The 25,239-nt window shown below is 48.2% G+C and carries 24 protein-coding genes; 15 read left to right on the top strand and 9 right to left on the bottom strand.

Translation table 11 applies throughout. From position 1 onward, the window contains the following. Positions 1-9: 9 nt before the first annotated feature. Complete coding sequence (locus ACFQ45_RS01615) at positions 10-588, bottom strand: anthranilate synthase component II (RefSeq protein WP_377364644.1); 579 nt, start codon at positions 586-588, stop codon at positions 10-12. Positions 589-890: 302 nt separating this feature from the next. On the opposite strand from ACFQ45_RS01615, the gene ACFQ45_RS01610 reads away from it, so the two are divergent. Continuing rightward, the gene (locus ACFQ45_RS01610) at positions 891-2,222 is read left to right on the top strand and encodes a magnesium transporter (protein WP_377364642.1); all 1,332 of its coding nucleotides are present in this window, start codon (positions 891-893) and stop codon (positions 2,220-2,222) included. Between the two features lie 18 nt (positions 2,223-2,240). Further along, positions 2,241-3,419, top strand: a complete 1,179-nt coding sequence (locus ACFQ45_RS01605) for a mechanosensitive ion channel family protein (RefSeq protein WP_377364640.1) — start codon at positions 2,241-2,243, stop codon at positions 3,417-3,419. A gap of 74 nt (positions 3,420-3,493) precedes the next feature. Here ACFQ45_RS01605 and ACFQ45_RS01600 read toward each other — a convergent pair whose 3' ends face one another. Continuing rightward, positions 3,494-4,423 carry a sugar phosphate isomerase/epimerase family protein gene (locus ACFQ45_RS01600; RefSeq protein ID WP_377364638.1) on the bottom strand — a complete coding sequence of 310 codons (930 nt, stop codon included), beginning with the start codon at positions 4,421-4,423 and terminating at the stop codon, positions 3,494-3,496. A gap of 13 nt (positions 4,424-4,436) precedes the next feature. After that, positions 4,437-5,612 carry a Gfo/Idh/MocA family protein gene (locus tag ACFQ45_RS01595; protein ID WP_377364636.1) on the bottom strand — a complete coding sequence of 392 codons (1,176 nt, stop codon included), beginning with the start codon at positions 5,610-5,612 and terminating at the stop codon, positions 4,437-4,439. A gap of 403 nt (positions 5,613-6,015) precedes the next feature. On the opposite strand from ACFQ45_RS01595, the gene ACFQ45_RS01590 reads away from it, so the two are divergent. Both ACFQ45_RS01590 and ACFQ45_RS01585 read left to right on the top strand, forming a co-directional pair. Next, the gene (locus ACFQ45_RS01590; RefSeq protein WP_377364634.1) at positions 6,016-6,207 is read left to right on the top strand and encodes a hypothetical protein; all 192 of its coding nucleotides are present in this window, start codon (positions 6,016-6,018) and stop codon (positions 6,205-6,207) included. Between the two features lie 42 nt (positions 6,208-6,249). Further along, on the top strand, positions 6,250-7,278 hold the full coding sequence (locus tag ACFQ45_RS01585) for a LacI family DNA-binding transcriptional regulator (RefSeq protein ID WP_377364632.1): 1,029 nt from the start codon (positions 6,250-6,252) through the stop codon (positions 7,276-7,278). Between the two features lie 129 nt (positions 7,279-7,407). On the opposite strand, the gene ACFQ45_RS01580 is transcribed toward ACFQ45_RS01585, so the two are convergent. From ACFQ45_RS01580 to ACFQ45_RS01570, 3 genes are read right to left on the bottom strand one after another with little or no spacing between them, the layout of a single operon-like run. Beyond that, positions 7,408-8,454, bottom strand: coding sequence for an ABC transporter permease (locus ACFQ45_RS01580; protein ID WP_377364631.1), 1,047 nt, complete (start codon positions 8,452-8,454; stop codon positions 7,408-7,410). 28 nt (positions 8,455-8,482) lie between these two features. Then, positions 8,483-10,030: a sugar ABC transporter ATP-binding protein gene (locus ACFQ45_RS01575; RefSeq protein ID WP_377364629.1), complete on the bottom strand. Its 1,548-nt coding sequence runs from the start codon at positions 10,028-10,030 to the stop codon at positions 8,483-8,485. A gap of 45 nt (positions 10,031-10,075) precedes the next feature. Continuing rightward, positions 10,076-11,002, bottom strand: a complete 927-nt coding sequence (locus tag ACFQ45_RS01570; RefSeq protein ID WP_377364627.1) for a sugar ABC transporter substrate-binding protein — start codon at positions 11,000-11,002, stop codon at positions 10,076-10,078. Positions 11,003-11,396: 394 nt separating this feature from the next. On the opposite strand from ACFQ45_RS01570, the gene ACFQ45_RS01565 reads away from it, so the two are divergent. The 4 genes from ACFQ45_RS01565 (at position 11,397) to ACFQ45_RS01550 (ending at position 15,288) form a co-directional block, all read left to right on the top strand. Next, on the top strand, positions 11,397-12,200 hold the full coding sequence (locus ACFQ45_RS01565; RefSeq protein WP_377364625.1) for a TIM barrel protein: 804 nt from the start codon (positions 11,397-11,399) through the stop codon (positions 12,198-12,200). A 102-nt stretch (positions 12,201-12,302) separates the two neighbouring features. Next, a complete protein-coding gene (locus tag ACFQ45_RS01560; RefSeq protein WP_377364623.1) occupies positions 12,303-13,313 on the top strand; it encodes a Gfo/Idh/MocA family protein in 1,011 nt (336 codons plus the stop codon). Positions 13,314-13,345: 32 nt separating this feature from the next. Beyond that, complete coding sequence (gene iolE / locus ACFQ45_RS01555) at positions 13,346-14,245, top strand: myo-inosose-2 dehydratase (protein WP_377364621.1); 900 nt, start codon at positions 13,346-13,348, stop codon at positions 14,243-14,245. A 107-nt stretch (positions 14,246-14,352) separates the two neighbouring features. Continuing rightward, positions 14,353-15,288, top strand: a complete 936-nt coding sequence (locus tag ACFQ45_RS01550) for a sugar ABC transporter substrate-binding protein (RefSeq protein WP_377364619.1) — start codon at positions 14,353-14,355, stop codon at positions 15,286-15,288. A 92-nt stretch (positions 15,289-15,380) separates the two neighbouring features. On the opposite strand, the gene ACFQ45_RS01545 is transcribed toward ACFQ45_RS01550, so the two are convergent. After that, on the bottom strand, positions 15,381-16,061 hold the full coding sequence (locus ACFQ45_RS01545; protein WP_377364617.1) for a phosphoglycolate phosphatase: 681 nt from the start codon (positions 16,059-16,061) through the stop codon (positions 15,381-15,383). Further along, positions 16,058-16,732 carry a ribulose-phosphate 3-epimerase gene (gene rpe / locus ACFQ45_RS01540; RefSeq protein WP_377364615.1) on the bottom strand — a complete coding sequence of 225 codons (675 nt, stop codon included), beginning with the start codon at positions 16,730-16,732 and terminating at the stop codon, positions 16,058-16,060. Before rpe ends, ACFQ45_RS01545 begins: the two co-directional genes overlap by 4 nt. 74 nt (positions 16,733-16,806) lie before the next feature. On the opposite strand from rpe, the gene ACFQ45_RS01535 reads away from it, so the two are divergent. Beyond that, positions 16,807-17,757, top strand: coding sequence for a DUF3530 family protein (locus ACFQ45_RS01535; RefSeq protein ID WP_377364613.1), 951 nt, complete (start codon positions 16,807-16,809; stop codon positions 17,755-17,757). 21 nt (positions 17,758-17,778) lie between these two features. Here ACFQ45_RS01535 and djlA read toward each other — a convergent pair whose 3' ends face one another. Continuing rightward, positions 17,779-18,570, bottom strand: a complete 792-nt coding sequence (gene djlA / locus ACFQ45_RS01530) for a co-chaperone DjlA (RefSeq protein ID WP_377364611.1) — start codon at positions 18,568-18,570, stop codon at positions 17,779-17,781. 128 nt (positions 18,571-18,698) lie between these two features. Here djlA and ACFQ45_RS01525 point away from each other — a divergent pair, with 128 nt between their 5' ends. The 6 genes from ACFQ45_RS01525 to ACFQ45_RS01500 are packed head-to-tail and all read left to right on the top strand — an operon-like array spanning position 18,699 to position 25,233. After that, positions 18,699-20,969 carry an LPS-assembly protein LptD gene (locus tag ACFQ45_RS01525; protein WP_377364610.1) on the top strand — a complete coding sequence of 757 codons (2,271 nt, stop codon included), beginning with the start codon at positions 18,699-18,701 and terminating at the stop codon, positions 20,967-20,969. Then, positions 20,969-22,228: a peptidylprolyl isomerase gene (locus tag ACFQ45_RS01520; RefSeq protein WP_377364608.1), complete on the top strand. Its 1,260-nt coding sequence runs from the start codon at positions 20,969-20,971 to the stop codon at positions 22,226-22,228. Before ACFQ45_RS01525 ends, ACFQ45_RS01520 begins: the two co-directional genes overlap by 1 nt. 12 nt (positions 22,229-22,240) lie before the next feature. After that, positions 22,241-23,236, top strand: coding sequence for a 4-hydroxythreonine-4-phosphate dehydrogenase PdxA (pdxA, locus tag ACFQ45_RS01515; RefSeq protein ID WP_377364606.1), 996 nt, complete (start codon positions 22,241-22,243; stop codon positions 23,234-23,236). Beyond that, complete coding sequence (gene rsmA, locus ACFQ45_RS01510; protein ID WP_377364604.1) at positions 23,237-24,031, top strand: 16S rRNA (adenine(1518)-N(6)/adenine(1519)-N(6))-dimethyltransferase RsmA; 795 nt, start codon at positions 23,237-23,239, stop codon at positions 24,029-24,031. It begins immediately after the preceding gene. A gap of 3 nt (positions 24,032-24,034) precedes the next feature. Next, entirely contained in the window at positions 24,035-24,409 is a 375-nt protein-coding gene (gene apaG / locus ACFQ45_RS01505) for a Co2+/Mg2+ efflux protein ApaG (RefSeq protein WP_377364602.1), read from the top strand. Positions 24,410-24,417: 8 nt separating this feature from the next. Continuing rightward, complete coding sequence (locus tag ACFQ45_RS01500) at positions 24,418-25,233, top strand: symmetrical bis(5'-nucleosyl)-tetraphosphatase (RefSeq protein ID WP_377364600.1); 816 nt, start codon at positions 24,418-24,420, stop codon at positions 25,231-25,233. The last annotated feature ends 6 nt before the right edge of the window (positions 25,234-25,239 follow it).

The following is a 25,239-nucleotide window of genomic DNA, read 5'->3' as shown; positions in this document are numbered from 1 at the left end:
CAGCAACTCCTAGTCTTTAAAAAAATTGTCCAACAGAGCGTGACCATGCTCGGTTAGTATTGATTCGGGGTGAAACTGTACCCCTTCAACTTTCATCGTTTTGTGGCGTAAGCCCATAATTTCATCAATCTGGCCATCACTGGTTTGTGTCCAAGCGGTCACCTCAAAGCAGTCCGGCAAGGTATCTTGTTTCACAACCAACGAGTGATAACGTGTCGCAGTATAAGGTGTCGGAAGGTTTCTAAACACACCCACATTAGTATGATACACCTTCGAGGTCTTGCCGTGCATGACGGTTTTCGCACGAATCACATCTCCACCAAATACTTGAGCAATACTTTGATGCCCTAAACATATTCCCAACACTGGAATACGTCCTGCAAAGTTCTTAATGGCAGCCAAAGACACCCCTGCTTCATTGGGCGTACAAGGCCCTGGAGAGATCACGATATGGCTTGGGGCCATGCGTTCAATGTCTTCAATCGTTAGAGCATCATTACGTTTTACCACGACTGGGTAACCCAATTCGCTGATGTACTGCACTAAATTGTAAGTAAACGAGTCGTAGTTATCGATCATTAGGACCATAAAAAGTGCCCGCTTACGTTAAAGAGGTTGTTAGTCACGCTTGGCATGATGCCCTATTACTCCACCGGCTTTACTGCAATCTGAGTTTACAAAAGGGGCTAAATATTACCTCATCGTAACGATAGGCGCTACGAGGGACCAAGCTATTTACTGGGCGGACTTACCCTTTACTGACAGGAAGACGAAATACTCACTGCAATCGCGCATAAAGGGTGGGATTTAAATTAATCTAATTGATTCAGTCAGTTAGATCACGCACACTGTGTATCATTTCTCATGCCGTACTTTAAGGGGGCCATACAGTGTCCAACCCTATTGCCGAACTGATCGAACAACTTAGCCAAGACGACATTTCACATGAAGCAGTGAACAGCGCCATCAATGCCATGTCCCCGGACGATGTAGCATTGGCCTTGGAGTCCATTCCCATTGCCCAACGTCGTCTTGCGTGGGACAGCATCAAGCAAGCTAATCGCCTCGATATTTTAGTTGAAATGCGTGGCGAGTCTCGAACTCTGTTACTTAAGCAGTTAGAAGACTTTGAGATAGCAGCACTTTTCTCTGATGTGGACGCAGAAGACCTACTTGAGATCGCTGATTCCTTACCCGATCAGATGATCGATATCGCCCTGCAAAAGATGGACTCCAAGCAGCGTGAGTACTACCACCAAGGTGTCACTTATGATGACGATGAGGTAGGTCGTTGGGTAGATCATGACTTATTGATCGCATCACAATCCATTCGCGTTTCCGAAGCCATGCGCCTGTTTCGACGTGCGAGCTCAGCGTATTCAGACTTACTGTACTTGGTGAACCGAACTGGTCGTTGGGTGGGTTGCGTGCAGTTAAACGCCCTTCTGAATGCTCAGCCCCACGATCATGTGTCCAGCTTGATGATCGAGGACTATCCATTCTTAACCGCAGATACGGATGTCATAAAAGCGGCTGACCAGCTGGAAAAGGTCGAACTGTCCGCTTTACCTGTGGTCGATAGCAACCACCTTTTAGTTGGCCGCTTTCACACGGGGCACGCCCTGGAAGCCCGCCGTTTAGAATTGGAATCTAGCCAGATGTCCACCACGGGCTTAAACGAAGAATCAGACCTATTCTCCCCGGTACGACGCAGTGCTGCGACCCGTGGTATTTGGTTGGGCATTAACTTACTGACAGCATTTTTAGCGTCGGCGTTCATTGGCTTGTTTCAAGCCACGTTAGAGCAAGTAGTCGCTTTAGCGGTCTTGATGCCCATTGTGGCCTCCATGGGCGGCATCGCTGGCAGTCAAACTCTTACCCTTATCGTTCGCGGTTTGGCACTGGGACAAATCACCCGCTCCAACTTGGTGTCGTTACTGAAAAAAGAAATTCAGGTGGGTGGTTTAAATGGTGTGGTCTGGGCTTTATGTATTGGAGGCATGGTGCTTTGGTGGTTCCACAGTCCATTACTCGGTCTCACCATAGGGTTAGCCATCATTATTAATATCATAATGGCTGCGCTTTCTGGGGTGGTGATCCCTGTCATACTGGACAAGCTCAAAATCGACCCAGCGCTTTCAGGCTCTGTGATTCTGACCACAGTAACAGATATCGCGGGATACATTGCCTTCTTAGGCTTAGGTACATTGCTATTACTTTAAAAGAATGAAGGACCAAACATGACTTGGGAAACTGTTGCCCCCTACCTGGGGCTTGGCGATTCATCAATGCATTGGATAGTCAAAGTATTCATTGTTGTATTCGTTACATTGCTGATCAACTTTATAGTGAATCGCATTTTGTTGCGGGTAGATAAACATTTGCAGCGCACTCGTAACCCGTGGGACAACATGATTGTTGAAGCTGCCCGTACGCCATTACGATTATTTATCTGGTTAATCGGTTTAAGTATCGCGGCAGAAATCTCCGACACTGAGCTGGACGAAAACTTCACCAACATCGTCTCTGTGATTCGAGAAGTGGGTGTCATACTCATCATTACTTGGTTCTTACTACGCTGTGTCAAAGGGGTTGAAAATGCCATGACCTCTGGCCGAGCGACGAATCAGCCTGTGGATTACACCACTGCTAGTGCTATCAGTAAGCTATTACGTGCGGCGGTCATCATCACCTCCGCTTTGGTCATTTTACAAACCATGGGATACAGCATCTCTGGTGTCCTCGCCTTTGGTGGTATTGGTGGTATCGCCGTGGGTTTTGCAGCCAAAGATCTATTGGCCAACTTCTTCGGTGGTTTGATGGTGTACCTAGATCGCCCTTTTAAGGTGGGAGATTGGATACGTTCGCCAGATCAGAACATTGAAGGCACTGTGGAACACATCGGCTGGCGCCAAACTCGCATTCGCACCTTTGATATGCGTCCGCTTTATGTGCCTAATGCGACCTTTTCTACTATTTCAGTAGAAAACCCATCTCGCATGTCCCATCGTCGTATCAATGAAACGGTTGGCGTACGCTACAGCGACTTCGGCAAGCTTGCGGAGATAATTGATGAGATTAAAAACATGGTCGGTAATCATGATGAAATCGATACGGATCAAATCTTCATGGTGAACTTCAATCAGTTTGGCCCGTCATCATTGGACTTCTTTATCTACGCCTACACTCGCACCACCAACTGGGCTAAGTACCATGAAGTGAAGCAAGATGTGTTAATCAAGGCCATGAAGATTATTGAAGATCATGGTGCAGAAGTGGCGTTCCCAACGCGTACACTTCATATGTTTTCTGAAACCGAGCAAGATCAACCGCAAAGCCCTGTGGAATCAGAAGCCAAGGTGCGCCAGCCTAAAGCGGCACCCACCCAATCTGATCAGAATGGACCAGATCAAAGTTAATTAAAAATAGGCAATAAAAAAGCCGCTTCACTCTCTTCAAGAGTTCAGCGGCTTTTTAGTCTAAGGGCAGAACGCTATTTAAACCCTACATCACGAAGAAACTGCCGACTGGCGGTCAGGTCTTCCAACACCCCATCACTGTTTCTCGGATCTCGCTCCTGCTCAATGGTAATGAATCCCCCATAGTTCAGCTCTGTAAGTAATGCTCGAATCTCTGGGTAATTTAACTGACCAGTACCGATGGGGCACATGACCCCTTTAGCGCAAGCGTCAAAGAAGCGAATACGCTCCCCCATGACCTCGTCATACACTGAAGGATTAATGTCTTTAAAGTGGATGTAGTCCACTCTATCCCAGTACTGTCGAAGGGTTTCAACAGGATCCATTTTTGAATAAGCAATGTGCCCCGTGTCCAAACACAGACCTGCTACGTCTGCGGGGATGTCTTGCACCAATTGGGCGATTTCGTCAGCAAACTCTATGTACCCCCCAGCATGGGGATGAATCACGGCACGAACACCGTATTCCTCCTGAGCGATGGTGGCGATAGCACGTAGATTATCCATCATGCCTTGCCATGCGGCTGGGGATAAACGCGGTGCCGTTTCGGGATGTCCAGCCGCATAATCCCGTTCATCATGCCCCCAGTCCATTACCGTCAGATATGGGGCATCCACGGTTTGTCCCTTATGCTGGGTTGGCTTAGGCAAAGCTGTGATCAAGGCGCATATTTCGTGAGTCTGACGAATCAAATTGTCACGATTATCTAGGCTTACCAAGTCATCAAAGATGGTGCCCGCTACAATACTAAGCTGCCGATCAGCCAAAGCTTTTGACACTGTGTCTACAGCCAAAGGCATGAAGCCATATGGTCCAAGCTCCAAACCGCCAAATCCAGCCCCTTGAGCTTCATCTAATACCTTTTCCCAAGGTGGCAAGTGAGGATTAGACACATCATCCACACCCCAGCAGCAGGGAGCGCAGGTAATCGTAATATCAGTCATCGTTTCCCTCCCATTACTGATAGGCAACCCATGCGGAGCCACTTTCAGAGGAACGTACGCAGTTCTCAAGCCAACGTACACCTTCCTTTCCGGCTTTCACATCAGGATATTGCACTGCTTCAAGTTCATCCTTGGCACCGCGATTGGCAGCATCGATGGCAAGGGCAATAGACAAGTACACATTGGCCCAGCTGTCACCAAGACCCTCCGTATGCAAAGCTCCCATACGTTCATACTCCAATGCCTGCTCATCCAAATAGGGCATGCCACGATGAAGGTGCTGATTAGGCTCCCCTTGTACTTGGTAATGAAGATCATCCGGGTAGGCTGCTGACCATTGCAATGACGCCTTACTTCCCACGATTCGGATACGCTGAGCATCCATATTTCCAGCGTCCACAGATGAAGTCCATAAACGCCCTACCGCCCCATTATTGTAATGGAACAGCACATGGGCATTGTCTTCCAGCGGTGCGTGGGCAGGCACCAAGCTTTGACGGTCACACATGAGCTTTTCGATATGTAAGTTTGGCAAGATTCTATGTGCCATATAAAAGGTATGAGTGGCCAAATCTCCCAACACAAACGTCGAACCAGAGGTTTTAGGGTTAACTCGCCACGCCTGAGCTTCAGAAAGGTGATCGCCATCTGCGGCATTAAAACCATGGGTGTACTGCAAATCCACCATGCGCACATCACCAATTTTCCCTTGTTCAATCATGGCTTTCATTTGCATTAGCATTTGATGGCCGGAGTAACCGTAGGTGACGCCGACAATGAGGTTTTTACTGGCCGCGAGCTGCTCGATCTCTTCACACTCAGCGACCGTAAAAAATAAAGGTTTCTCACAGATAACATGTAGACCCGCCTCAAGGCAGGCTTTAGTGATTTCATAGTGGGTAAAGTTAGGGGTCGCAACAGAGACAACCTCAACCCCATCTGGACGCTTGGCTTCCTCGGCCAACATGCGATGGAAATCCCCGTAGCAGCGCTCTGCCTGAACACCAATCCGCGTACCAAATTCGGTACAGCGTTCAGCATCCACATCGAAGGCACCACACACCAACTCAAAAGCCCCATTATCTCGGAGCGCTCCAATACGATGTTTGTAGCCTACTTGGCTGGTTTGACCACCGCCAACCATACCCCAACGTAATGGACGAGCTAATTTCATTTCTCCATTTAGCATATCTGGATCCTTTCTTCTTATTGTTAGAGACCAACCATGGCAGATACGATCCCCGCCATGCTGGCGACAGTCTCACCCTTAGGCGAGCCTTGGAGCGCACTAAACACTCGAAGTCAGGATAGTTCGATTAATTACAAAATGAAACATAAATTCCAAACAAAATTTATATAGAATTTATGATTTTTATATATCCTTCCTACTAAGCTTTTGGGAAGTGAAAATTTCACGTTAGATCTACAGAAAATTCCTGCAAAATCCCTCATTTATCAGCGAAGAGCCCCATGTAGAATCAGTTGCATTTTTGGAACAAAAATTCTAACTTAGTGGTTGATAATGCTGCTTAGTATGGCCTTTTGCCACCAGCTGAGATTTTCCATATAGGAATAACAACAGGAATTGAACTATGAACGACGCTGAACACGATTTTTTCAAACCCAAATGGCGACGTGTCGCTATGACCGTATTTTGTGGTGCTTGGAGCATTCTTGAATGGGTGACAGGCAACCCGTTTTGGGGGGTGGTGTTCACAGCTATGACATTCTACTGCGCGTGGCGCTACCTTTATACTTACGAAAAAAACACACCAGCGGAATGATTTTCCTCTGTGTGCTTCATCGTCAAATGCTAGGTTTTCTCTATGTCTAACCGCCCTACTATCGAAGATCTCGCTGCTGCGGCAGGTGTCAGTACCGCTACTGTTGACCGTGTTTTAAATAAGCGCTCAAAGGTTCGCGAGTCGACCGCCCAACGGGTTCTCATGGCTGCAGAGGACATTGGTTATCATGCAGCGGGACTATTGAAGCAACGTGTTAGGGAGTCCAAACCCCACAAGCGCATTTCAGTGCTTTTACAGCGTAGCAACGATGAATTCTACAAAAGCATGGGAGATCACATTCGTCGCGCTCTCGATGCGGCCACAGAGTTTGTATTTGATACACGTATCATCTTTATGGACGAAGTTTCCCCTGTTTTCATTGCCGAACAACTCAAGCGCGAAAGTCAGGACGCAGATGCCATCGCCATCGTGCCCCTGGACCACCCTCTGATAAACATGGAAGTGGAGCGAGTCGTCGCCAATAATATTCCCGTGGTGACAATCTTGTCGCCTCTCTCCACTACCGCTTGTACACGCCACGTTGGTATGGATAACCGCAAAGCTGGACGCACCGCCGCCTGGGGTGTCAGCCGTTTAGCCAAACCCGGATCAGTGGGCATCATGCTTGGTAGCCACAGCTACCTGAATCAGGACATCGCAGAAATCAGCTTTATCAGCTACTTTCGGGAGTTTAAACATGACTTTACCCTACTTCCCCCAAGAACCAGCCTAGACGACAACGACCTCGCCTATAAAGCCACCCGAGAGCTGCTTTCCCAAACTCCGAACCTGACTGGGTTGTACAGTGCAGGCGGTGGTGTAGAAGGTATTTTAAGAGCCCTTCGAGAATCCCGCAGAGCCAGTGACGTGACCTTTGTTTGCAATGAGCTAATGGACAGCACCAAGCTGGCTTTGAGCGAAGGCTACCTAGATTTCATCATCGCTACCCCCATTCAAAAAATGGCCCAAACCGTAGCGGAAACCTTTACTGAGGCCTTGTCTCGTAAATACATTACGCCTCAAGCACCTGTGCAACTCACGGTAGAAATACACATAGCGGAAACCCTGTAATTAGCTTGATTTCACCCTCGAGATGGAGCCTATAAACTCTTTTTTTTGTGCTTCGAAAAACCAAAAAGCCGATCCTAGGATCGGCTTTTAACTGGGTTATGTTTGGGTGAACGATCGCTGCCTAAGGCACTAGGTCGACTTTTTACGCTTACCTTGACGGTGTTGGTCCACGATCACTGCCACCACAATGATGGCCCCTTTAATAATATCTTGGTAATAGGCATCAATGCGCAAGAAGGTAAATCCAGACAGCATGACCCCAAGGATCAAAGCGCCAATCACTGTTCCTGCGATTCGACCACGACCACCAGAGAGCGAGACACCACCGATCACAGCTGCGGCAATGGCATCTAGCTCGTACATCATCCCCATACCCGCCTGAGCGGTTTTGATACGAGCGATCGCGACCATCGCTGCCAAGCCTGTTAACAGGCCTGCAATGGTGTACACCTTGATTAAATGGGTGTCGATGTTGATACCAGAGACGCGTGCGGCTTGGGGATTCGCCCCAATCGCATAGGTGAACTTACCGTAGCGGGTGTAGCGCATTACCACATGAAAGATCACCGCCACTATCAAGAAGATCACCACTGGCATCCAGCGATCTAACGCGTTACCCAAGGCCGCAAAATCCGATGTGAAACCCGACACAGGACTACCATCTGTGTACCAGCGTGCCACGCCGCGTGCCGACACCATCATCCCCAAGGTAGCAATAAAAGGTGGAATCTTGGTTTTAGTAATCAAGAATCCATTGATAAAGCCCGCCAAAGCACCGGCTGCCAAGCCAACGATCAAGGGCACAACAAAGGGCAAGTCCGTAAGACTTGGGAAAATCACTTTGGGCCAGGCACTGGTTTGGGCGAAGGTGGCAGCTATCATAGCGGTCATGGCGACCACTGAGCCAGAGGACAAATCGATCCCCCCGGTGATGATGATCATGGTCACACCGATAGCAATGATGCCAATTACAGAGACTTGCAATACGATGATTTGCAGTCGGCTCATGTTCATAAGGAAACTTTGACCGACAAACAGCCAGCCAAGTATTTCAAACATCACGGAGATCCCTACCAACACCAGCAAAATGCTGACCTCTGCTGGCATGGGCTTTTTGGTTTTCTCGGAACTGCGATCCACAGCCGTTTGCTTAATGGAGTTGTCTAAAGAAGTCATATCAATCTCTTATTCTTATGGTTGAAAGCTAGTTCGCGGCGAGATTCATCACTGACACTTGATCAGCTTCGTCACGGTCCAAAATCCCTGTGCAATGACCTTCGTGCATTACTAAGATGCGGTCACTCATGCCCAGCACTTCAGGTAACTCCGAAGAAATCATGATCACAGCCACCCCCTTGTGTGCGAGTTGTGAAATCAACGAATGGATCTCAGATTTGGCTCCCACATCAATGCCTCGGGTGGGCTCATCTAAGATGAGAATTTGTGGATGAATCAGTAACCAGCGAGCAATCAATACCTTTTGCTGGTTACCACCGGATAAGTTTTCGATGATTTCGTGCATGCTTGGAGTTTTCACTCGAAGCTTACGACACAGGGCTTCGGATTCTTTTTCCAAGCCTGCATGGTCTACAAAACCATTGTTTACATAGTTCTGATGCAGTACTGCAGATTGAACGTTTTCTTGGATATCCAGAGGTAAGAAACAGCCCGTTTCTTTGCGATCCTCGGTTAAAAACGCCATGCCCGCTTTGATGGCATCATTGGGGCTTTGAATGTTTACTTCTTCACCATTGATGAAAATTTGCCCTGAGGTGGCTGGGGTCACACCAAAGATGGCTTCTGCCACATTCGAACGTCCTGCCCCCACCAAACCCGCCAACCCAAGGATCTCCCCTTTGCGCACATCAAAGGAGATGTTTTCAAACACACCGTCCAAGGACAGGTTCTTCACCGACAATAAGACATCGCCAATGTCCACTTCTTCCTTAGGGAACATCTGGGACACTTCACGGCCCACCATCATTTTGATGATGTCATCCCGAGTCACATCAGAAGACAAATGGGTGCCAATGTATTTGCCATCTCGGAACACAGAAAACTCGTCCGCGATTTCAAACAATTCGTTCATTTTGTGGGTGATATAAACGATACCGATGCCACGCTTTCTCAAGTCACGAATGATCTCAAACAAGTGAGCCACTTCCGTCTCTGTGATGGCTGAAGTGGGCTCATCCATGATGAGCACATCCGAGTTGAAAGACACAGCCTTGGCAATCTCAACCATTTGGCGGTTAGCAACGGATAAGGTAGAAATCTCCGCATCAGGGTCCAAGCGAATATTAAGACGGTCAAACAGCTCTACCGTCATACCGCGCATACGGTCATGATCAATGAGCCCAAATCTGTTTTTAGGCTCTCGGCGGATCCAAATGTTCTCTGCCACCGTCATAGAATTCATCAAGAGCAGCTCTTGGTGAATCATGGCCACACCAGATTCTTGAGCTTTAAGGGGAGTTTCCAGAGTAATTGCTTCACCGCGTAAGCGTACTTCGCCGCGGTCAGGTTGATAAATGCCAGCGATCACTTTCATTAACGTGGATTTGCCCGCACCGTTCTCACCCATTAAGGCATGAACCGTCCCTGGACGAATCTTTAGCTGAACATCATCGAGTGCCAATACCCCCGGAAACTCCTTACGCACATCGACCACTTCGAGTACGTATTCTGAGTTTGCTTCCCGGGGAGTTACGCCACTCGTAGGCATGGCTTCCACCACTGCTGCGCTACTCATAACGCAATCCCTCCATTTATTGTATTTGTATTACGGATATACGGGTTAGTTGATGTAATTCGCTAGATTGTTCGGAGTCACCAACTCAAACGGCACCCATACTTTCTGGTCCACGTCTTCGCCTTGAGCAAGCTTAATCGCTGCATCCACCGAGCCTCGACCTTGACCATCAGCACTTTGGAAAACGGTCACATCTAGGTCACCCGCTTTCATGGCGGCAAGGGCGTCAGTGGTGGCATCAATCCCTGCAATCACCACATCGTCCATAGCACGGCCGCTGGCTTTCAGAGCTTGAATAGCACCGATGGCCATTTCATCATTATTTGAAATCACTGCGTCAAACTCGATACCAGCGGAGACCCAGTTCGTCATGAGATCGCTACCCAAGGTCCGTTGCCACATGGCGGTTTGCTGCTCGACAATTTCAAGACCAGAACATTCCGGTGTTTTGATCACATCGTGGATATCTTGGGTACGCTGCAAGGCCGCTTGGTTTGTTAACTCACCCATCATGACCACAACCTTGCCTTCCCCACCAAGTAAGCGACATACCTCTTGTGTTTGTAAGGTGCCAGACACCCGCTCATCAGAGGCAACAAACGCTTGGTTATCAGGAAGTAGGTCAACGTTAATCGGTTGGCGATTGACATAAATGAGGGGGATGCCTGCGGCTTGAGCATCATCAGAGATAGATAAGGTGGCATCGGTATCAACAGGGTTCACAATGATGGCGTCGACCCCCGATGCAATAAAGTTTTGAATTTGGTTTAGCTGAGTACCGACTTCGTTTTTCGCATCCTCGATTTGCACATCCACGCCTTCGTCTTCGGCCGCTGCTTCGATACCATTTCGTAAGGTCGTTAAGAAATTATCATCGAAGATGGCCATGGAAACGCCGATGGTTAGATCTGCAGCGTGAGCAGAAGACATCAAAATACCAGAAGCGATTGCAGTAAGAGCTAGTTTTTTCATTGTGTGATTTCCTCGAAAGCGGACACTCAGTGTCCTATTTATTTTTATTGTTTCCGTAAAATCCATTGGGGCTATCCCAGATCCTCAAAACACCACATCAAGCATTTCGAAAATCGATGTTCCAAAAACGAGAAATCTAGAACATACGTTCCAATCTGGTGCATATACCGCGTCTTGTCAAGCTTTATGAATAACGAATTTCTATCATTTTGAAATAAAACCATCAATATGATGGTTTTTGATAGATTGTGATGCAAATAAAACATCAGCAATTGACGATTTTAAAATCCCCTGACTACTATCCCCCTCGAAAATAATTCTAAAAAACCATACAGCTTGGACAATTTGATGGGTTCCATCGATTAAAAAAGCGCCTTTTAGCAGAGGTTAAAACATGTCTACGAAGCCCCTATTTGGTCTCAACCATATGGTCTGCCCTTCTTACACCGTGTCTGAGTTTCTTGATCTTGCCGGAAACCTAAAAGCCAACACTGTTGAATTCCGCAATGACGTGGGAGACAACAGCCTGACGGACATGGCAACCGCCAAACAAGCCGGCGAAAAAGCCCAGCAGCTTGGCATTCGCGTCCTATCCATCAATGCCCTGTATCCCTTTAACGTTTGGAATGACGAACGAGAACATCAAGCCCGTGAGCTCGCCGCCTTAGCCCAAGCAGCCAAGGCGGAAGGTCTCGTTTGCTGCCCTCTGAATGACGGCACGCCAGTACCGTTTGAAGACTTAAAATACGCCCTGTCTGAGCTAGCAAAAGTACTGGCGGACTACGATCTACATGGATTCATCGAGCCGCTGGGTTTCCCTATTTCCTCACTGCGCTCCAAGCGCGTGGCGTTAGAAGCCATTGATGCAGTGGGTGAAACGGCACGCTTCTCTTTGGTTCACGACACCTTCCACCACAAGGGTGCTGGAGAAGAAGAATTCTTCCCAGAGCGCACAGGACTGGTCCACATCTCCGGGCTAGAAGATGACATTCGTTTTGAAGACATGCTGGACGGAGATCGAGTACTCGTTGGCCAAAAGGATCGCCTAAGCAATGTGGAGCAGCTGCGCTTTTTACTCAATGCAGGCTTCACGGGGCCAGTCTCTTTTGAACCTTTCTCAGAAAAAGTTTGGAACTTAAGCAACATTGAAGACGCCGTGCGGGACAGCATCCAATACGTCAACAATGAGCTGGCTTAATACCTATTAGAAAAATCTGACCGGCAGTCTTCATGACGCAGACATGGTTTTTAGGCTGCCAGTCCCCCTCAATTAACAACAATAAATTTCGAGGAAAACACTATGACAATTAAAATCGGCGTAATCGGTACCGGCGCTATTGGCGCAGATCATGCTCGACGCATCACCAACACCCTAGTCGGTGCCGAAGTCATCGCCCTAACGGACGTCAATCTAGACAGCGCCCATAAAGTAAAATCCGATCTCGGTTTAAACGCCGAAATCTACCCAGATGGTCATGACCTCATCGCCCGTAGTGGCGTAGACGCAGTCTTGGTGACTTGCTGGGGCGCCGCCCACGAAGAATTCGTCGTAGCAGCCATCAAAGCAGGCAAGTATGTGTTCTGTGAAAAGCCATTAGCTACGACCGCACAAGGTTGCCGCAACATTGTGGAAGCAGAAATGGCCTCTGGTAAACGTCTGGTTCAAGTGGGCTTTATGCGTCCCTATGACAGCGGCTACAAGATGCTAAAAGACACCATTGATAGCGGGGCCATCGGCGAACCTTTGATGATTCATGCGGCCCACCGCAACGCCTCGGTTCCGGAGCAGTACATTTCCCCCATGGCCATCCATGACACCTTGATTCACGAACTAGACGTGTTCCGTTGGCTACTGGATGACGACTATGTCTCCGCCCAAGTGGTCTTTCCGCGAAAAACCAAATACGCCCATTCAAAAGTCGCTGACCCACAAATTGTGATGCTGGAAACCAAAAAAGGCACCCGCATCGACGTGGAAGTGTTTGTGAACTGCCAATACGGCTACGACATTCAATGCTCCGTGGTGGGCGAAGAAGGCATTGCTAACCTGCCTGAGCCACAAGCCATAGTGATGCGCAAAAATGCCAACCTTGGCCAACAGCTTTTAACCGATTGGAAAGATCGCTTTATCGATGCCTACGATGTGGAACTGCAAGACTTTATTGATGGCGTCACCAACCAAAACCTAACCGGTCCGAACTCTTGGAGTGGACTAGCCGCTGCCGTGTCTGCCGACGCCTGTGTTAAAGCCCAAGAATCAGGTCAGATCGAAGCCATTGAGCTTCCTGACACACCTGACTTCTACCGCTAAGCAGCCCAACCATTTGAGAACGGAGATTCACAATGAGCGTTCGTATCGGCATTAATCCATTAACTTGGACCAATGATGATCTGCCAACATTAGGGGCGGATACCACCTTAGAAACGTGCCTAACAGAAGGCAAACAAGCGGGGTTCATTGGCTTTGAATTAGGTCAAAAGTTCCCCCGTGATCCAGAAGTTTTAGGGCCTATTTTACAAAGTCATGGCCTAGATTTGGTATCCGGCTGGTTCAGTGGTGAGTTGCTATCACGCAGCGTGGAAGAGGAAATTGAAGCTATCAAGCCTCACCTTCACCTGCTGCAAAGCTTAGGGGCCAAGGCCATGGTTTACTGTGAAATCACTGGCTGCATCCATGGACAAATTGACACCCCTTTGTCTCAGCGCCCAACCTTAAGCGAAGACGAAATCCAAGCTCTGGGAGAAAAGCTAACCCAGTTGGCAGATTTCACCTTGTCCCATGGGGTGCAGATTGCCTACCACCATCATATGGGGACCGTCATTCAAACCGCTGAAGAGGTGGCCTTGCTAATGAAACATACAGGCCCATCAGTGGGCTTGCTGCTGGATACGGGCCACATGACTTTTGCGGGCGGAGACCCCCATGAGGTGTACGAGCGCCACGCCGATCGTGTGGTACATGTCCATTGCAAAGACATGCGCCCGGCGATATTAGATAGCGCCCTAAATCAAGATTTACCCTTTTTACGTGCCATGCTCGAAGGCGCCTTCACCGTCCCAGGTGATGGTTTCATCGACTATGCACGTCTCTTTAAACAACTGAAACACCATGACTACAGCGGCTGGCTGGTGGTAGAAGCGGAGCAAGACCCTGCGGTTGCGCACCCGCTTACCTACGCCACCCTTGGGGCCAACAACCTCAAGGCATTTTGCCATGAAGCCGCTTTAGATTTGGTCAACTAAAGCAGCATAAGCCGCTTTCCTTACCTCGGGAGGCGGCTAACACCTATGTCTCGCTTTCTTCGCAAGCAGTGCCTTGTTAACGATAATAAAACTCAAAGGACGAACTTATGAGAAATGCACACAAACGCCTAATCCAAACCGCCTTGGTTGTCAGCACCATCAGCTTACCAGTCCATGGAGCCAACATTGGCGTGACTATGACCTCTTTCGACAACCCTTTTCTAGATATTTTAATGGAAGGCATGAAGCAGGCCGAGAAAGCAAACCCAGACATTTCCATTCAATTTGAAGACGCTAACCTAGACATAGGTCGCCAACTCAACCAAGTACAAAGTTTCATCGCCAGTGGCGTAGACGGCATCGTTGTCAACGCCGTAGACGGTGACACTACCGCCACCATTACGCAGATGGCAGAAGAAGCAGGAATCCCATTGGTCTACGTCAACCATCCACCAATCGACATTAATATGCTGCCAGACAATGCGTCCTTTGTGGGCTCTAACGAATTAGACTCCGGCACCTTACAGACCGTTGAAGTCTGTCGATTATTAGAGGGCAAAGGCAAAGCCCTAGTGATGATGGGGCCATTGGAAAATCACGCAGCGCATACCCGTACCAAAGACATTGAAGAAGTACTTTCTAGACCAGAATGCTCAGGGATTTCCATCGAAGAAAAACAAGTAGCCAATTGGTCTCGTACACAAGCCTACGACCTGATGACCAACTGGATTACTTCGGGTATTGAATACGATGCGGTGATTTCAAATAACGATGAAATGGCCCTTGGTGCCATTCAAGCCATCGAGGCCAGCGGTCGATCCATGGACAGTGTCGTGATTGCCGGCATCGATGCCACGGCAGATGGATTAATTGCCATGCAGACAGGTCAACTGGATATTACAGTGTTCCAAAATGCCACCAAACAAGGTGAAGTGGCCGTGCAATCTGCCTACCAGATGTCACAAGGAGAGTCGGTAGAACGGAACATTTGGATCCCATTTGAACTGGTGACACCTGAGAACCTAGATCAATACGCCAACTAGATTAGCCCTAACTGCTCCGTCACTTGCGAACTCAAGTTCCTAGCTCCCAGGTGACCTTTAGCCCACCTATTGGTGGGCTTTTTTAGGGCTCATTACATCAGCAACTCTGCCAAGTCATCAATCAGCACATCCGGCTCTAATGTGGTCAAGTCCATGCCATGGTTATAGCCATAGGTCACCAAGACACTTTTAAAACCTGCCGCACGGGCCGCTTTATGATCCGCTTGGGAATCACCTATCATCAAGCAACGCTCGGGCTGTGCTTCCACATCTTCGGCGCAATGGAGCAAAGGCATTGGCGATGGTTTTTTCTCATCTAAAGAATCACCACCAAGCATCCAACTGAAGTAGTTTGAAATATTAAAATGATCCAACAGAGGTTTTACAAACACACTGGGTTTATTGGTAATTAACGCAATGGGAACGTTTTGATGTTTAAATGCCTTAAGTAAGGACTCAACATTTGCGTAGAGAGTGGAGTCGTCAGCAAGGTGTTGGTAATAGGCCTGCAAAAACACCTTATACATGTCTTCGTACAAGCCTTCATCTAAACTGGCCCACTCCATGGCTTGGCGAATTAGCTTAGGGGAGCCAAAGCCAATCCACCCTCGCACTTGCTCTTCCCCTGCTGGGGCTGCCCCCTGAGACACAAGGGCTTTATCCACCGCGTTAGCAATATCAGGGACGCTGTCCACCAAGGTGCCATCCAGATCAAAACAAACCAGATCTGGCCACCCATCAAACATTCTCTTTAGATGTTGCGGGGTTTTCATCGTTTTACGCTCGCCAATTCACTGCGCATCTGGTCAATGACCGCTTTGTAATCTGGCTTATTAAAGATGGCAGAGCCCGCGACAAAGGTATCTGCACCGGCCGCCGCTACGTCAGCAATGTTGTTTTCACTGACACCACCGTCTACTTCTAAGCGGATGTCATAACCACTTTCGTCGATCAGACGACGGGCTTCACGGAGCTTATCCAAAGTTCCCGGAATGAACTTTTGGCCACCGAAACCTGGGTTAACTGACATCAGTAGAATCATATCCACCTTATCCATCACGTACTTCAGGTCGTCTAATGGGGTTGCAGGGTTAAACACCAGACCAGATTTACAGCCCCCATCACGGATCATTTGCAAAGAACGATCAATGTGCTCACTGCCCTGTGGATGGAAGGTAATGTAGCTGGCACCGGCTTCAATAAAGTCGCCGATTAAACGATCCACGGGCTTTACCATCAAATGCACGTCAATATCTGCAGTGACACCGTGCTTGCGCAAAGCCTTACACACCATTGGCCCAATGGTTAGGTTGGGGACATAGTGGTTATCCATCACATCGAAGTGGACAATGTCCGCTCCAGCTTCCAATACGTTGTCCACTTCTTCCCCAAGACGGGCAAAGTCAGCGGATAAAATCGAGGGGGCAATAAGAAAATCTTTCATATTTCGCTCCGGCAATGACAGAATGTTATTTGCATCGTATCTTAACAAGCCATAGTGCATAAGTATTGAAATCAATGAAGAAATTAACCCTTACGATCACCCTAGCTCTGTTAGCGCCCCCACTTCTTTGGGCGGCGGAAGAAGGCGATGCGCCAGCATCCCCACCCGTAACAGGCGAGGCAAACGAGCAACGGGTCATGCCTTCAGCACAACAGACTCGAATTAATGGTTTGATTGAACGCTTATCGACGAACCGTGCCCACGAAATAGAAACCATTGAAGCCAATGGCGAATCGTTTTTAGGCTTATTTGAAGAGTCCGCCAGTGGCGACCCTCAAGGCTGTTTACTGATGTTGCATAATGATCACGGCCACCCGGATTGGCCTCAAGTGATTTCGCCTTTACGCCACAGCTTGCCCGAGCACAGTTGGTGCACCCTATCCATCGAAATTCCTGACGTGGAAGACCGAGCGGCATTAACCACGCCAGAAGTCGCTAACATTGACGGTGACAATACCTCCGTTGCCCTGCCCAATGAAGAGACAGTTTTTGCCCGTATCAACGCAGCTCAGCAACGGATTCGAGAAAAGGGTTACAATCAGGTGGCTTACTTAGGCTATCGTACTGGAGCAGCCTATGCTCTGAGATATGCGGCGGAGAACAATATCTCTGGACAAGCATTAATCCTCATTGAGCCGCGAACTATCGCTCCCATGACAGATTTCCAATTTAGCCAAGAAATCCGACGCCTGCGCTTATCGGTATTAGATTACTATTTTGACCACACCTATCGCGCCCATCAGTTTGCCCGTATGCGCGAATCCGCAGCGAATAAACGTACCGTACGTAATCAGAACTATGTGCAAATTAATGCAGTGCCTGATGCCCGCTATGATGCAACGGGAGACAAACGTTTGGAGCAGAGGGTGTGGGGGTTTTTAAAGCAGAACACGGTGCAAAGGAACCAACGCAAAGAGCTGCCAGAATTTGAAAAGTCGTTGTTCTTTGACAGCCCGCTGGACTAACCAGCGGGTGTCTTTAGCAAACTACTTGCGGGATTTTTTAACCAGCTCGTAAGCCGATTGAATTTCTTGGGTACGCTCTTTTGCCAATTCAATCATTTCATCTGGCAAACCTTTTGAGCTTAACTTATCAGGGTGATTCTGACTCATCAGCTTGCGGTAAGCTTTCTTAATCTCAGCATCACTCATATCTTCGGTTACCCCCAACACATCGTAGGCTGCTTTTAACAGGTCAGGAGAGGAGCTCCCATGACCGCCTTGTTGCTGGTAGCCCTGGTGAAAATGAGCTTGGCGCTTAACCTGTTCGTGGATACTTTCAAATTCAGCTTGAGACATGCCCAACTGAGCGCAGATATTGCCCAGCAGGGTTTTCTCTTCCAGACTAAAGTGGCCATCGGCGTATGCAGATAACAACAAAACTTCAATCATAGAACGCATTAATAAGCGAGAGCCGACCACACGATTAAAGTGCGCCAAGGTTGCTTCCACATCGAAACTCTCTGATTTACCTTGATTGAATAGCTCTTGCGCCTGTCTTTGGGCATCAGGAGTCAAACGAAGACGCTGCATGACCGCCTTCGCCAGTTCGATCTCTGCCTCAGTTACGCGACCATCAGATTTCGCCAAACGCCCCATCAATTGGAATAGGGTTTGGAAGAACACTTGCTGTTGTTCTGCCATGGACGCGCCCGTACGTCGGTTACCGAGCTGGTTTCCTTTAGCTCGATCAATGAATGCTCCGGCAATAAACCCAGCTATCGTGCCGAAAAAACCAGCAAACAAGGTTCCAACGATTGCCCCTATCCATTTCCACATAAAGATAATTCTCCAGAATTGGTAGCCCCATAGGGGGCGCATAGATTATTATTTGTCGTCAACATTGACTTAATTCGTGCCGCGCTTAGAGCGTTAACTGGCACCTAAAAAGATTTAGTATACCCTGCATGCCAAAGCATTTACGCTATTACGCGCTATTATTTCAAAGTCTTTTCATCTTGCCTATTGCACAGGCGAATGAATGGGACTGGGTGCCGAGAGAATCTCTGACACCGCAACAGCAAGCCAGCTTAAATCAATACTGTCGCGGCAGTTATATTGATGGTTGGGAAGTCTCTGATGGAGAAAACACCACCTTACTAGCGGATCTTATTTATCGAGACGAGCAAGGCACGATTCATATGGAAGGGGCGGCCAGTCTTCGGCAACCCGACTCCAATATAGACGCCAACAGGATTCAAGGGGTACCAGACGAGTACTATAAAGCAGATGGAAATGTGGTGCTAAGAGCTGAGAATCAACTCATTCGTAGTTCCTCCGCCTTCCTTAGCAGCAATGAAGCGAATCAAACAGCTCAGTTTGACGATGCCAAATTCCTCAGCCACAGTTCAGGCATACGTGGTGAAGCGGCACAAATCACCCGAGCCAAAGATGGTGTTGTGTTTATTGAAGAAGGCTTCTACACCACTTGTGAACCTGGTGACATCAGCTGGCAGCTTTACGGAACCAGCATTGAGCTAAACCCCAACAGTGGTTTTGGTACCGCCAAGCATGTTCAGATTCGCATTGATGACATTCCAGTTTTCTACTTTCCTTGGTTACGTTTCCCGATCGATAACCGTCGTCAAACAGGTTTCCTATTCCCATTTTTCTCCTACGATGGGGATGATAACTTCGCCTTATCAGCACCTTTTTACCTGAATCTAGCGCCGAATTACGATGCCACCATCACACCAAATGTGACCACTCGAATGGGACCTGGCCCCATTCCCCATGGCAGTGATGATAATGGCTATGGCCTTGACGTAGAGTTTCGTCATCTGAGTCAGTGGGGAGAAACTACTTTCGAGCAATCAACCTATTACGATGACGCGGGCAATGAAGCCACTTTACGTAAACTGACCTCAGATCAGCAGCTTACTGATAACTTCAGTATCGGTACTTATTTAGAGGACAACCCAACCCCTGACGAAACACCTGAAATCAACACCACATCTTTAGGTGAAAAGGATAATTACGAACGTAGCACCTACGCCCGTTATAACTATGACAACTTCAGCACGGATATTCAGGTACGCCAGTATCAAACCCCTGATCCGGACGAAGAAAAACCTCTAGAATGGCTCCCTCGAGTCAACGCTTCGTACCGGTATGCTGATCCCACGTTTAGCTACTCACCGGATGTGCAATTTACCGATTTCTATGATCCAGAAGAAGACGATGTAGACGGTAAACGTTCGGCGTTAAACCAAGACTTCAGCATCAGCGGCAACAACTCCTGGGGCAACATCACAGTCGGTGCGATTCACCAGTACCGAACTTATGATTTACACCGCTACAACACCAATAGTGACGAAACCACAGATGTAAACCACCTGTCCTATTATTTAGACACTGGCGTAATATTTGAGCGTTCCTTGGCTAACCGCTGGCGCCAAACATTGGAGCCGCGCCTAACCTACTTGAACTCTCCTTACGTTGAGCAGTCTGATATCCCGGATTTTGACGCAAGTGAAGCCACCATGACCTACTCCCAAGCGTTTTCTCACAGTCGCTTTAGCGGTAATGACCGTATCGGTGACACGGAGCAAATCGCCCTGGGGTTAGAAAGTCGCTTTTACGACACCAACAACGTGAATCGCTGGACACTTCGCGGCGGGCAGGTGTTTTACATGAAAGACCGTCGGGTGGACATTGATGGGGATACGGGCGAAGTGGTGGACAATGATAAGCGCAGTGCGATCTTAACCTCCGCTTCTTATAATGGTGACACCTACACATTGACCAATAACTTTAACTACGATTTGGATCAAGAACGTGTAGATCTTGCGCAAACTGCTATGAAATACACGCCTGACAGTGGCGTTGTGTTAAATCTTAGTTTCTCATACGTGTACGATGAAGATGATGATGAAATGACTAAGCAGTCTAATTTTTCCACCATCATCCCATTGAACGAAAACTGGCACCTCTTTCACCAGCAAACCTATGATTGGCTAGATGAAGAAGAAACCAAAAAAGTGAATGGACTCGGGTATGAAAACTGCTGTGTTAAAGTGTCCCTTAGCCACCAGCGCTGGCGAGACGATGACGGCATATACGACGAAGGCATTTATTTACAATTTATTTTACGTAGTTTAAGTGGTGTGGGACGACAAAACTCAGACACCTCAAGCATTGCAAATGACTACTGGAACGCAGGCAAAGTCGGATACTAATGATGTATAAATTTATTCTTTCACTCTTCCTCTGTACTTTTATTTGGGCATCGGTCCCGGCATCCGCCGCACCGCAAAAGCTTGACGGCATTGTAGCCATCGTCGACTCAAAAGCCATTTTGAGCAGCGACATAGACAACCGTTTTCAAGTAATTAAAGATCGTATCCCTGGTGGAGTGTTAACCGACACCATCCGCCGCCAAATCCTTAACCAGCTGGTTGAAGAAGCCATGCAGGTGAATTACGCACGTAAGCTTGGGATTCGCGCCAGCAGTGGTGAAGTGGATCGCGCCATTTTAAGTGTGGCTTCCAACTTCCAAACGGACATCGCAGGTCTAAGGGACATTCTGTCAGGGCAAGGCATCGACTACTCCCGATACCGCCAACAGATTGAAAATGAAATCCTAATCGGTAAGTCTCGCCAGCAGGTGGTGCAGTCTCGCATTTCCATCACTGAGCAAGAGATCGATGACTTCTTAGATCGCCAGGCTCAAAAAAGCAATCGCAAAGACGAATACCGTCTTCGTCATATCGTTATTCGAGCCACAGACCTTGAAGAGACTCGCGCCAAGATTGACGAGATCGCTCAAAACATTAACTCTGAGCAAGACTTCATTAATCAAGCCATCGCCAACTCTGAAGGCCAATTTGCTATTCAAGGGGGAGACCTAGGCTGGCGAAAAGCCAATGAGCTACCTCGCCTGTTCACCCAAGCCATTGAAACTCAAAAGGGCCCTTTGATCGGCCCACTGCAAAGTAACGCAGGGTTTCATTTACTATGGGTAGTGGAAAAACAATCCAATAATGAAGCCTACCAGCAAGAAACCAAAGTCAGCCATATTCTGGTTCGACCAAACGAAATCCGTAATGATCAACAAACCCAAGCTTTTGCAGAACAACTCTACAAGCGTTTGCAAAATGGTGAAGACTTCGCTGAATTAGCCAAATCTTACAGTGAAGACCAAGGCTCTACCCTTCAAGGGGGTGACCTAGGTTGGGTAACGCCAGGTGCCATGGTGCCGGAATTTGAGCAAGTCATGAATACTACTGACGTGGGCGATATCAGTACCCCATTCCGTTCTCAGTTTGGTTGGCACATTTTGACCGTTGACGGCCGCCGTCAGACTGATATCAGTGAACAAGTGCAACGTAAAAACGCAGAGCAAGCTTTGATTGCACAGAAGCGCGACTTCGTCATCGAAACCTGGCTATCTGAGCTACGTGCAGACTCTTTCATTGAACGCAAAGCAATTAACTAAGTGGATGACCCAGTGACTCAACCAACTATTGCCATCACCTCAGGAGAGCCAGCAGGGATTGGCCCTGATATTGTTCTCGGAGCTCTACAAGCATCTTTCGATGCAAAACTGGTAGTCGTTGGTGATCCTGGAGTCTTTTCTGAACGGGCCAAAGCCCTAGGCATTCCCGCTCAGATCCGCACACTTAGCTCTCTCGAGGCCTTGCCGCCTCATCAGCCTGGCACGGTTCAAATATGGCCTACTGCACTGGGTGAAACAGTTCAAGCGGGCACATTAAATGTAGCTAACGCTCCCTATGTGCTCGAAACCTTACGTATCACAGGGCAAGGCTGTTTAGACGGTGTCTTTGATGCAGTGGTGACACCTCCGGTTCACAAGGGGGTGCTATGTGAAACTGGAGAGCACTTCTCTGGCCACACAGAATTTTTCCAACATCTTTGTAACAGCCCTCAAGTGGTCATGATGTTGGCAAGTCAAGCCATGCGTGTGGCCTTAGTAACCACTCACTTACCACTAAAAGACATTGCGGCTGCTATTACCCCAGAGACACTTAAAACCGTGGCTCGAGCACTCCATCAGGATCTCAAAACCCGTTTTGGCTGCGACCAACCACGCATTCTCGTATGCGGCCTTAACCCGCACGCTGGGGAAGATGGTCACCTAGGCAGAGAAGAAATCGACGTTATCATTCCTACTTTGAATGAGCTACGCAGTGAGGGCCTAACGTTAATCGGTCCACTCCCTGCCGATACTCTTTTTCAGCAAAAATACCTTGAAGAAGCAGACTGTGTCCTCGCTATGTATCACGATCAAGGGCTTCCTGTGTTAAAGTACTCAGGATTCGGGAATGCTGTGAACATAACATTAGGGCTTCCCATTATCCGAACATCCGTTGATCACGGTACGGCTCTTGATTTAGCCGGAACAGGAAAAGCAAGTGATGGCAGTTTAAAAGTTGCCATCGAAAATGCCATCACCATGGCAAATAACGCCCAAAAAAGTATCTAAATGAGCAAATCACACCCTCACAAAGCCAGAAAACGCTTTGGTCAAAACTTTTTACATGATGCTGGGATCATTCGCCGCATCGTCGCTTGTATTGCCCCAAAAGAAGGTCAACGTATTGTTGAAATCGGCCCCGGTAAAGGCGCCCTAACGGAAGGCATTATCAGCGTTACCAAACGCATGGATGTGGTGGAATTGGACCGGGATCTGATTCCAATTTTGCGGGTTAACTTGTTCCGTTACCCAGACCTTGTGGTTCACGAAGCAGACGCCATGAAGTTTGACTTCCTGAGCTTGACCGAACAAGGCAACATTCGTGTTGTCGGTAATCTGCCTTATAACATTTCTACGCCGCTTATCTTCCACTTACTCAGTTTTGCTGATCATATTGACGACATGCACTTTATGTTGCAAAAAGAAGTCGTTGATCGCCTTGCGGCACGTCCAGGGGATAATCTTTACGGACGTTTAAGTGTTATGGCACAGTATTACTGTCAAGTGGACAATCTATTCATCGTTGGCCCTGAATCCTTTGATCCACCACCAAAAGTGGATTCCGCCATTGTGCGTATGACACCACATAAGACCTTGCCTTATGTGGCCGAGGACTTAAAACAGTTAGAAGACAGTGTGCGAATCGGCTTTCAACAACGTCGCAAGACTTTGAGAAACAACTACAAAGGCGTGCTTAATGATGCCGACTTTGAAGCACTCGGAATTGATCCAACATTGCGCCCTGAGCGTTTAGACGTAAAAGACTTTGTTAACATTGCCAACCATCTAAGCAATAAGGATTAATGCATGCAAGAACACGATATCGTTGTCACCGTTAGAACAGAGTACCTCTCAGAGCAATCTGTCCCAGACGATGACCGTTATGTGTTTGCTTACCACATTACCATGACCAATTGCGGTACCCGCGCGGCTAAACTCTTGTCACGCCATTGGATCATTACCAATGGCGATGAACGAACCCAAGAAGTGAAAGGCGCAGGTGTCATTGGTGAGTATCCGAACTTGGAGTCAGGTGAATCCTACGACTACTCCAGCGGTACAGTGATCGACACCGTTGTTGGCACCATGCATGGTAGTTACCGTTTTTTAAGCGAAGACGGCATTGAATTTGACGCTCCTATTCCGCCATTTACCTTGGCGGTGCCCAACAAAGTTCATTAAGGTTTCCCATGTCTACTTATGTAATTGGTGACATACAAGGATGCTTTACGCCGCTACTAAAGCTGCTTGAGCAAATCCAATATAACCCAAATAATGACGAACTTTGGTTTGCTGGGGATCTGATTAATCGCGGTGATGAGTCCCTTGAAACCCTTCGTTTTATCCGCTCCCTAGGTAACAAATCCAAGGTCATACTTGGCAACCATGATCTGCATTTAATCGCTGTTTCCTATGGCTTTGCCGATCTAAAACGTGGCGATACAGTACACAGTATCCTTAACGCCAGTGACAGAGACGATCTGCTCAATTGGCTCAGATCACAACCCTTATGCCATTATGACCCGTCATTAAACGTTGTAATGACCCATGCAGGTGTCCCTCCTTGCTGGACCTTAGACGACACCCTTCGCCTAAGCAAAGAAGTAGAGACCATGCTGCAGTCTGATCAAGTAGAGGATTTTTTACAGGTCATGTATGGTAATAAGCCGAGTCAGTGGTCAGAAGCACTTACCGGTATGGATCGCCTTCGCGCCATCACAAACTATCTTACCCGAATGCGCTTCTGTCGCGCCGACAGCAAGCTGGACTTGAAGTCCAAAGAAGGTCCGAATACGGCACGTAGTGGTTACGCGCCCTGGTTTACCTTCCCCAGTCAGCTTCCACCCGATACACGAGTTGTTTTTGGCCATTGGGCCGCACTCGAAGGTGTGACTGAACACAGCCATTTCCATGCATTGGACACTGGTTGCGTTTGGGGCGGCACACTTACCGCCATGAGACTGGAAGACAATACTCGCTTCAGCACCCCGTGTAACCTAACTTGAGAGAAA

This window comes from Rhodanobacter aciditrophus (assembly GCF_042679525.1).
Lineage (GTDB): Bacteria > Pseudomonadota > Gammaproteobacteria > Pseudomonadales > Marinomonadaceae > Marinomonas > Marinomonas aciditrophus.
This window is presented reverse-complemented; position numbering and strand designations above follow the sequence as displayed.

Bases quoted from the DNA above. Each gene is read 5' to 3' on its own strand.
- ACFQ45_RS01595 (WP_377364636.1), bottom strand. From the start codon at position 5,612: ATGCTAAATGGAGAAATGAAATTAGCTCGTCCATTACGTTGGGGTATG.
- ACFQ45_RS01500 (WP_377364600.1), top strand. From the start codon at position 24,418: ATGTCTACTTATGTAATTGGTGACATACAAGGATGCTTTACGCCGCTA.
- djlA (WP_377364611.1), bottom strand. From the start codon at position 18,570: ATGTGGAAATGGATAGGGGCAATCGTTGGAACCTTGTTTGCTGGTTTT.
- ACFQ45_RS01575 (WP_377364629.1), bottom strand. From the start codon at position 10,030: ATGAGTAGCGCAGCAGTGGTGGAAGCCATGCCTACGAGTGGCGTAACT.
- ACFQ45_RS01600 (WP_377364638.1), bottom strand. From the start codon at position 4,423: ATGACTGATATTACGATTACCTGCGCTCCCTGCTGCTGGGGTGTGGAT.
- ACFQ45_RS01585 (WP_377364632.1), top strand. From the start codon at position 6,250: ATGTCTAACCGCCCTACTATCGAAGATCTCGCTGCTGCGGCAGGTGTC.
- iolE (WP_377364621.1), top strand. From the start codon at position 13,346: ATGAGCGTTCGTATCGGCATTAATCCATTAACTTGGACCAATGATGAT.
- ACFQ45_RS01520 (WP_377364608.1), top strand. From the start codon at position 20,969: ATGATGTATAAATTTATTCTTTCACTCTTCCTCTGTACTTTTATTTGG.
- apaG (WP_377364602.1), top strand. From the start codon at position 24,035: ATGCAAGAACACGATATCGTTGTCACCGTTAGAACAGAGTACCTCTCA.
- rsmA (WP_377364604.1), top strand. From the start codon at position 23,237: ATGAGCAAATCACACCCTCACAAAGCCAGAAAACGCTTTGGTCAAAAC.
- ACFQ45_RS01550 (WP_377364619.1), top strand. From the start codon at position 14,353: ATGAGAAATGCACACAAACGCCTAATCCAAACCGCCTTGGTTGTCAGC.
- ACFQ45_RS01615 (WP_377364644.1), bottom strand. From the start codon at position 588: ATGGTCCTAATGATCGATAACTACGACTCGTTTACTTACAATTTAGTG.
- ACFQ45_RS01605 (WP_377364640.1), top strand. From the start codon at position 2,241: ATGACTTGGGAAACTGTTGCCCCCTACCTGGGGCTTGGCGATTCATCA.
- ACFQ45_RS01580 (WP_377364631.1), bottom strand. From the start codon at position 8,454: ATGACTTCTTTAGACAACTCCATTAAGCAAACGGCTGTGGATCGCAGT.
- ACFQ45_RS01560 (WP_377364623.1), top strand. From the start codon at position 12,303: ATGACAATTAAAATCGGCGTAATCGGTACCGGCGCTATTGGCGCAGAT.
- ACFQ45_RS01570 (WP_377364627.1), bottom strand. From the start codon at position 11,002: ATGAAAAAACTAGCTCTTACTGCAATCGCTTCTGGTATTTTGATGTCT.
- ACFQ45_RS01565 (WP_377364625.1), top strand. From the start codon at position 11,397: ATGTCTACGAAGCCCCTATTTGGTCTCAACCATATGGTCTGCCCTTCT.
- ACFQ45_RS01535 (WP_377364613.1), top strand. From the start codon at position 16,807: ATGAAGAAATTAACCCTTACGATCACCCTAGCTCTGTTAGCGCCCCCA.
- ACFQ45_RS01590 (WP_377364634.1), top strand. From the start codon at position 6,016: ATGAACGACGCTGAACACGATTTTTTCAAACCCAAATGGCGACGTGTC.
- rpe (WP_377364615.1), bottom strand. From the start codon at position 16,732: ATGAAAGATTTTCTTATTGCCCCCTCGATTTTATCCGCTGACTTTGCC.
- ACFQ45_RS01545 (WP_377364617.1), bottom strand. From the start codon at position 16,061: ATGAAAACCCCGCAACATCTAAAGAGAATGTTTGATGGGTGGCCAGAT.
- ACFQ45_RS01525 (WP_377364610.1), top strand. From the start codon at position 18,699: ATGCCAAAGCATTTACGCTATTACGCGCTATTATTTCAAAGTCTTTTC.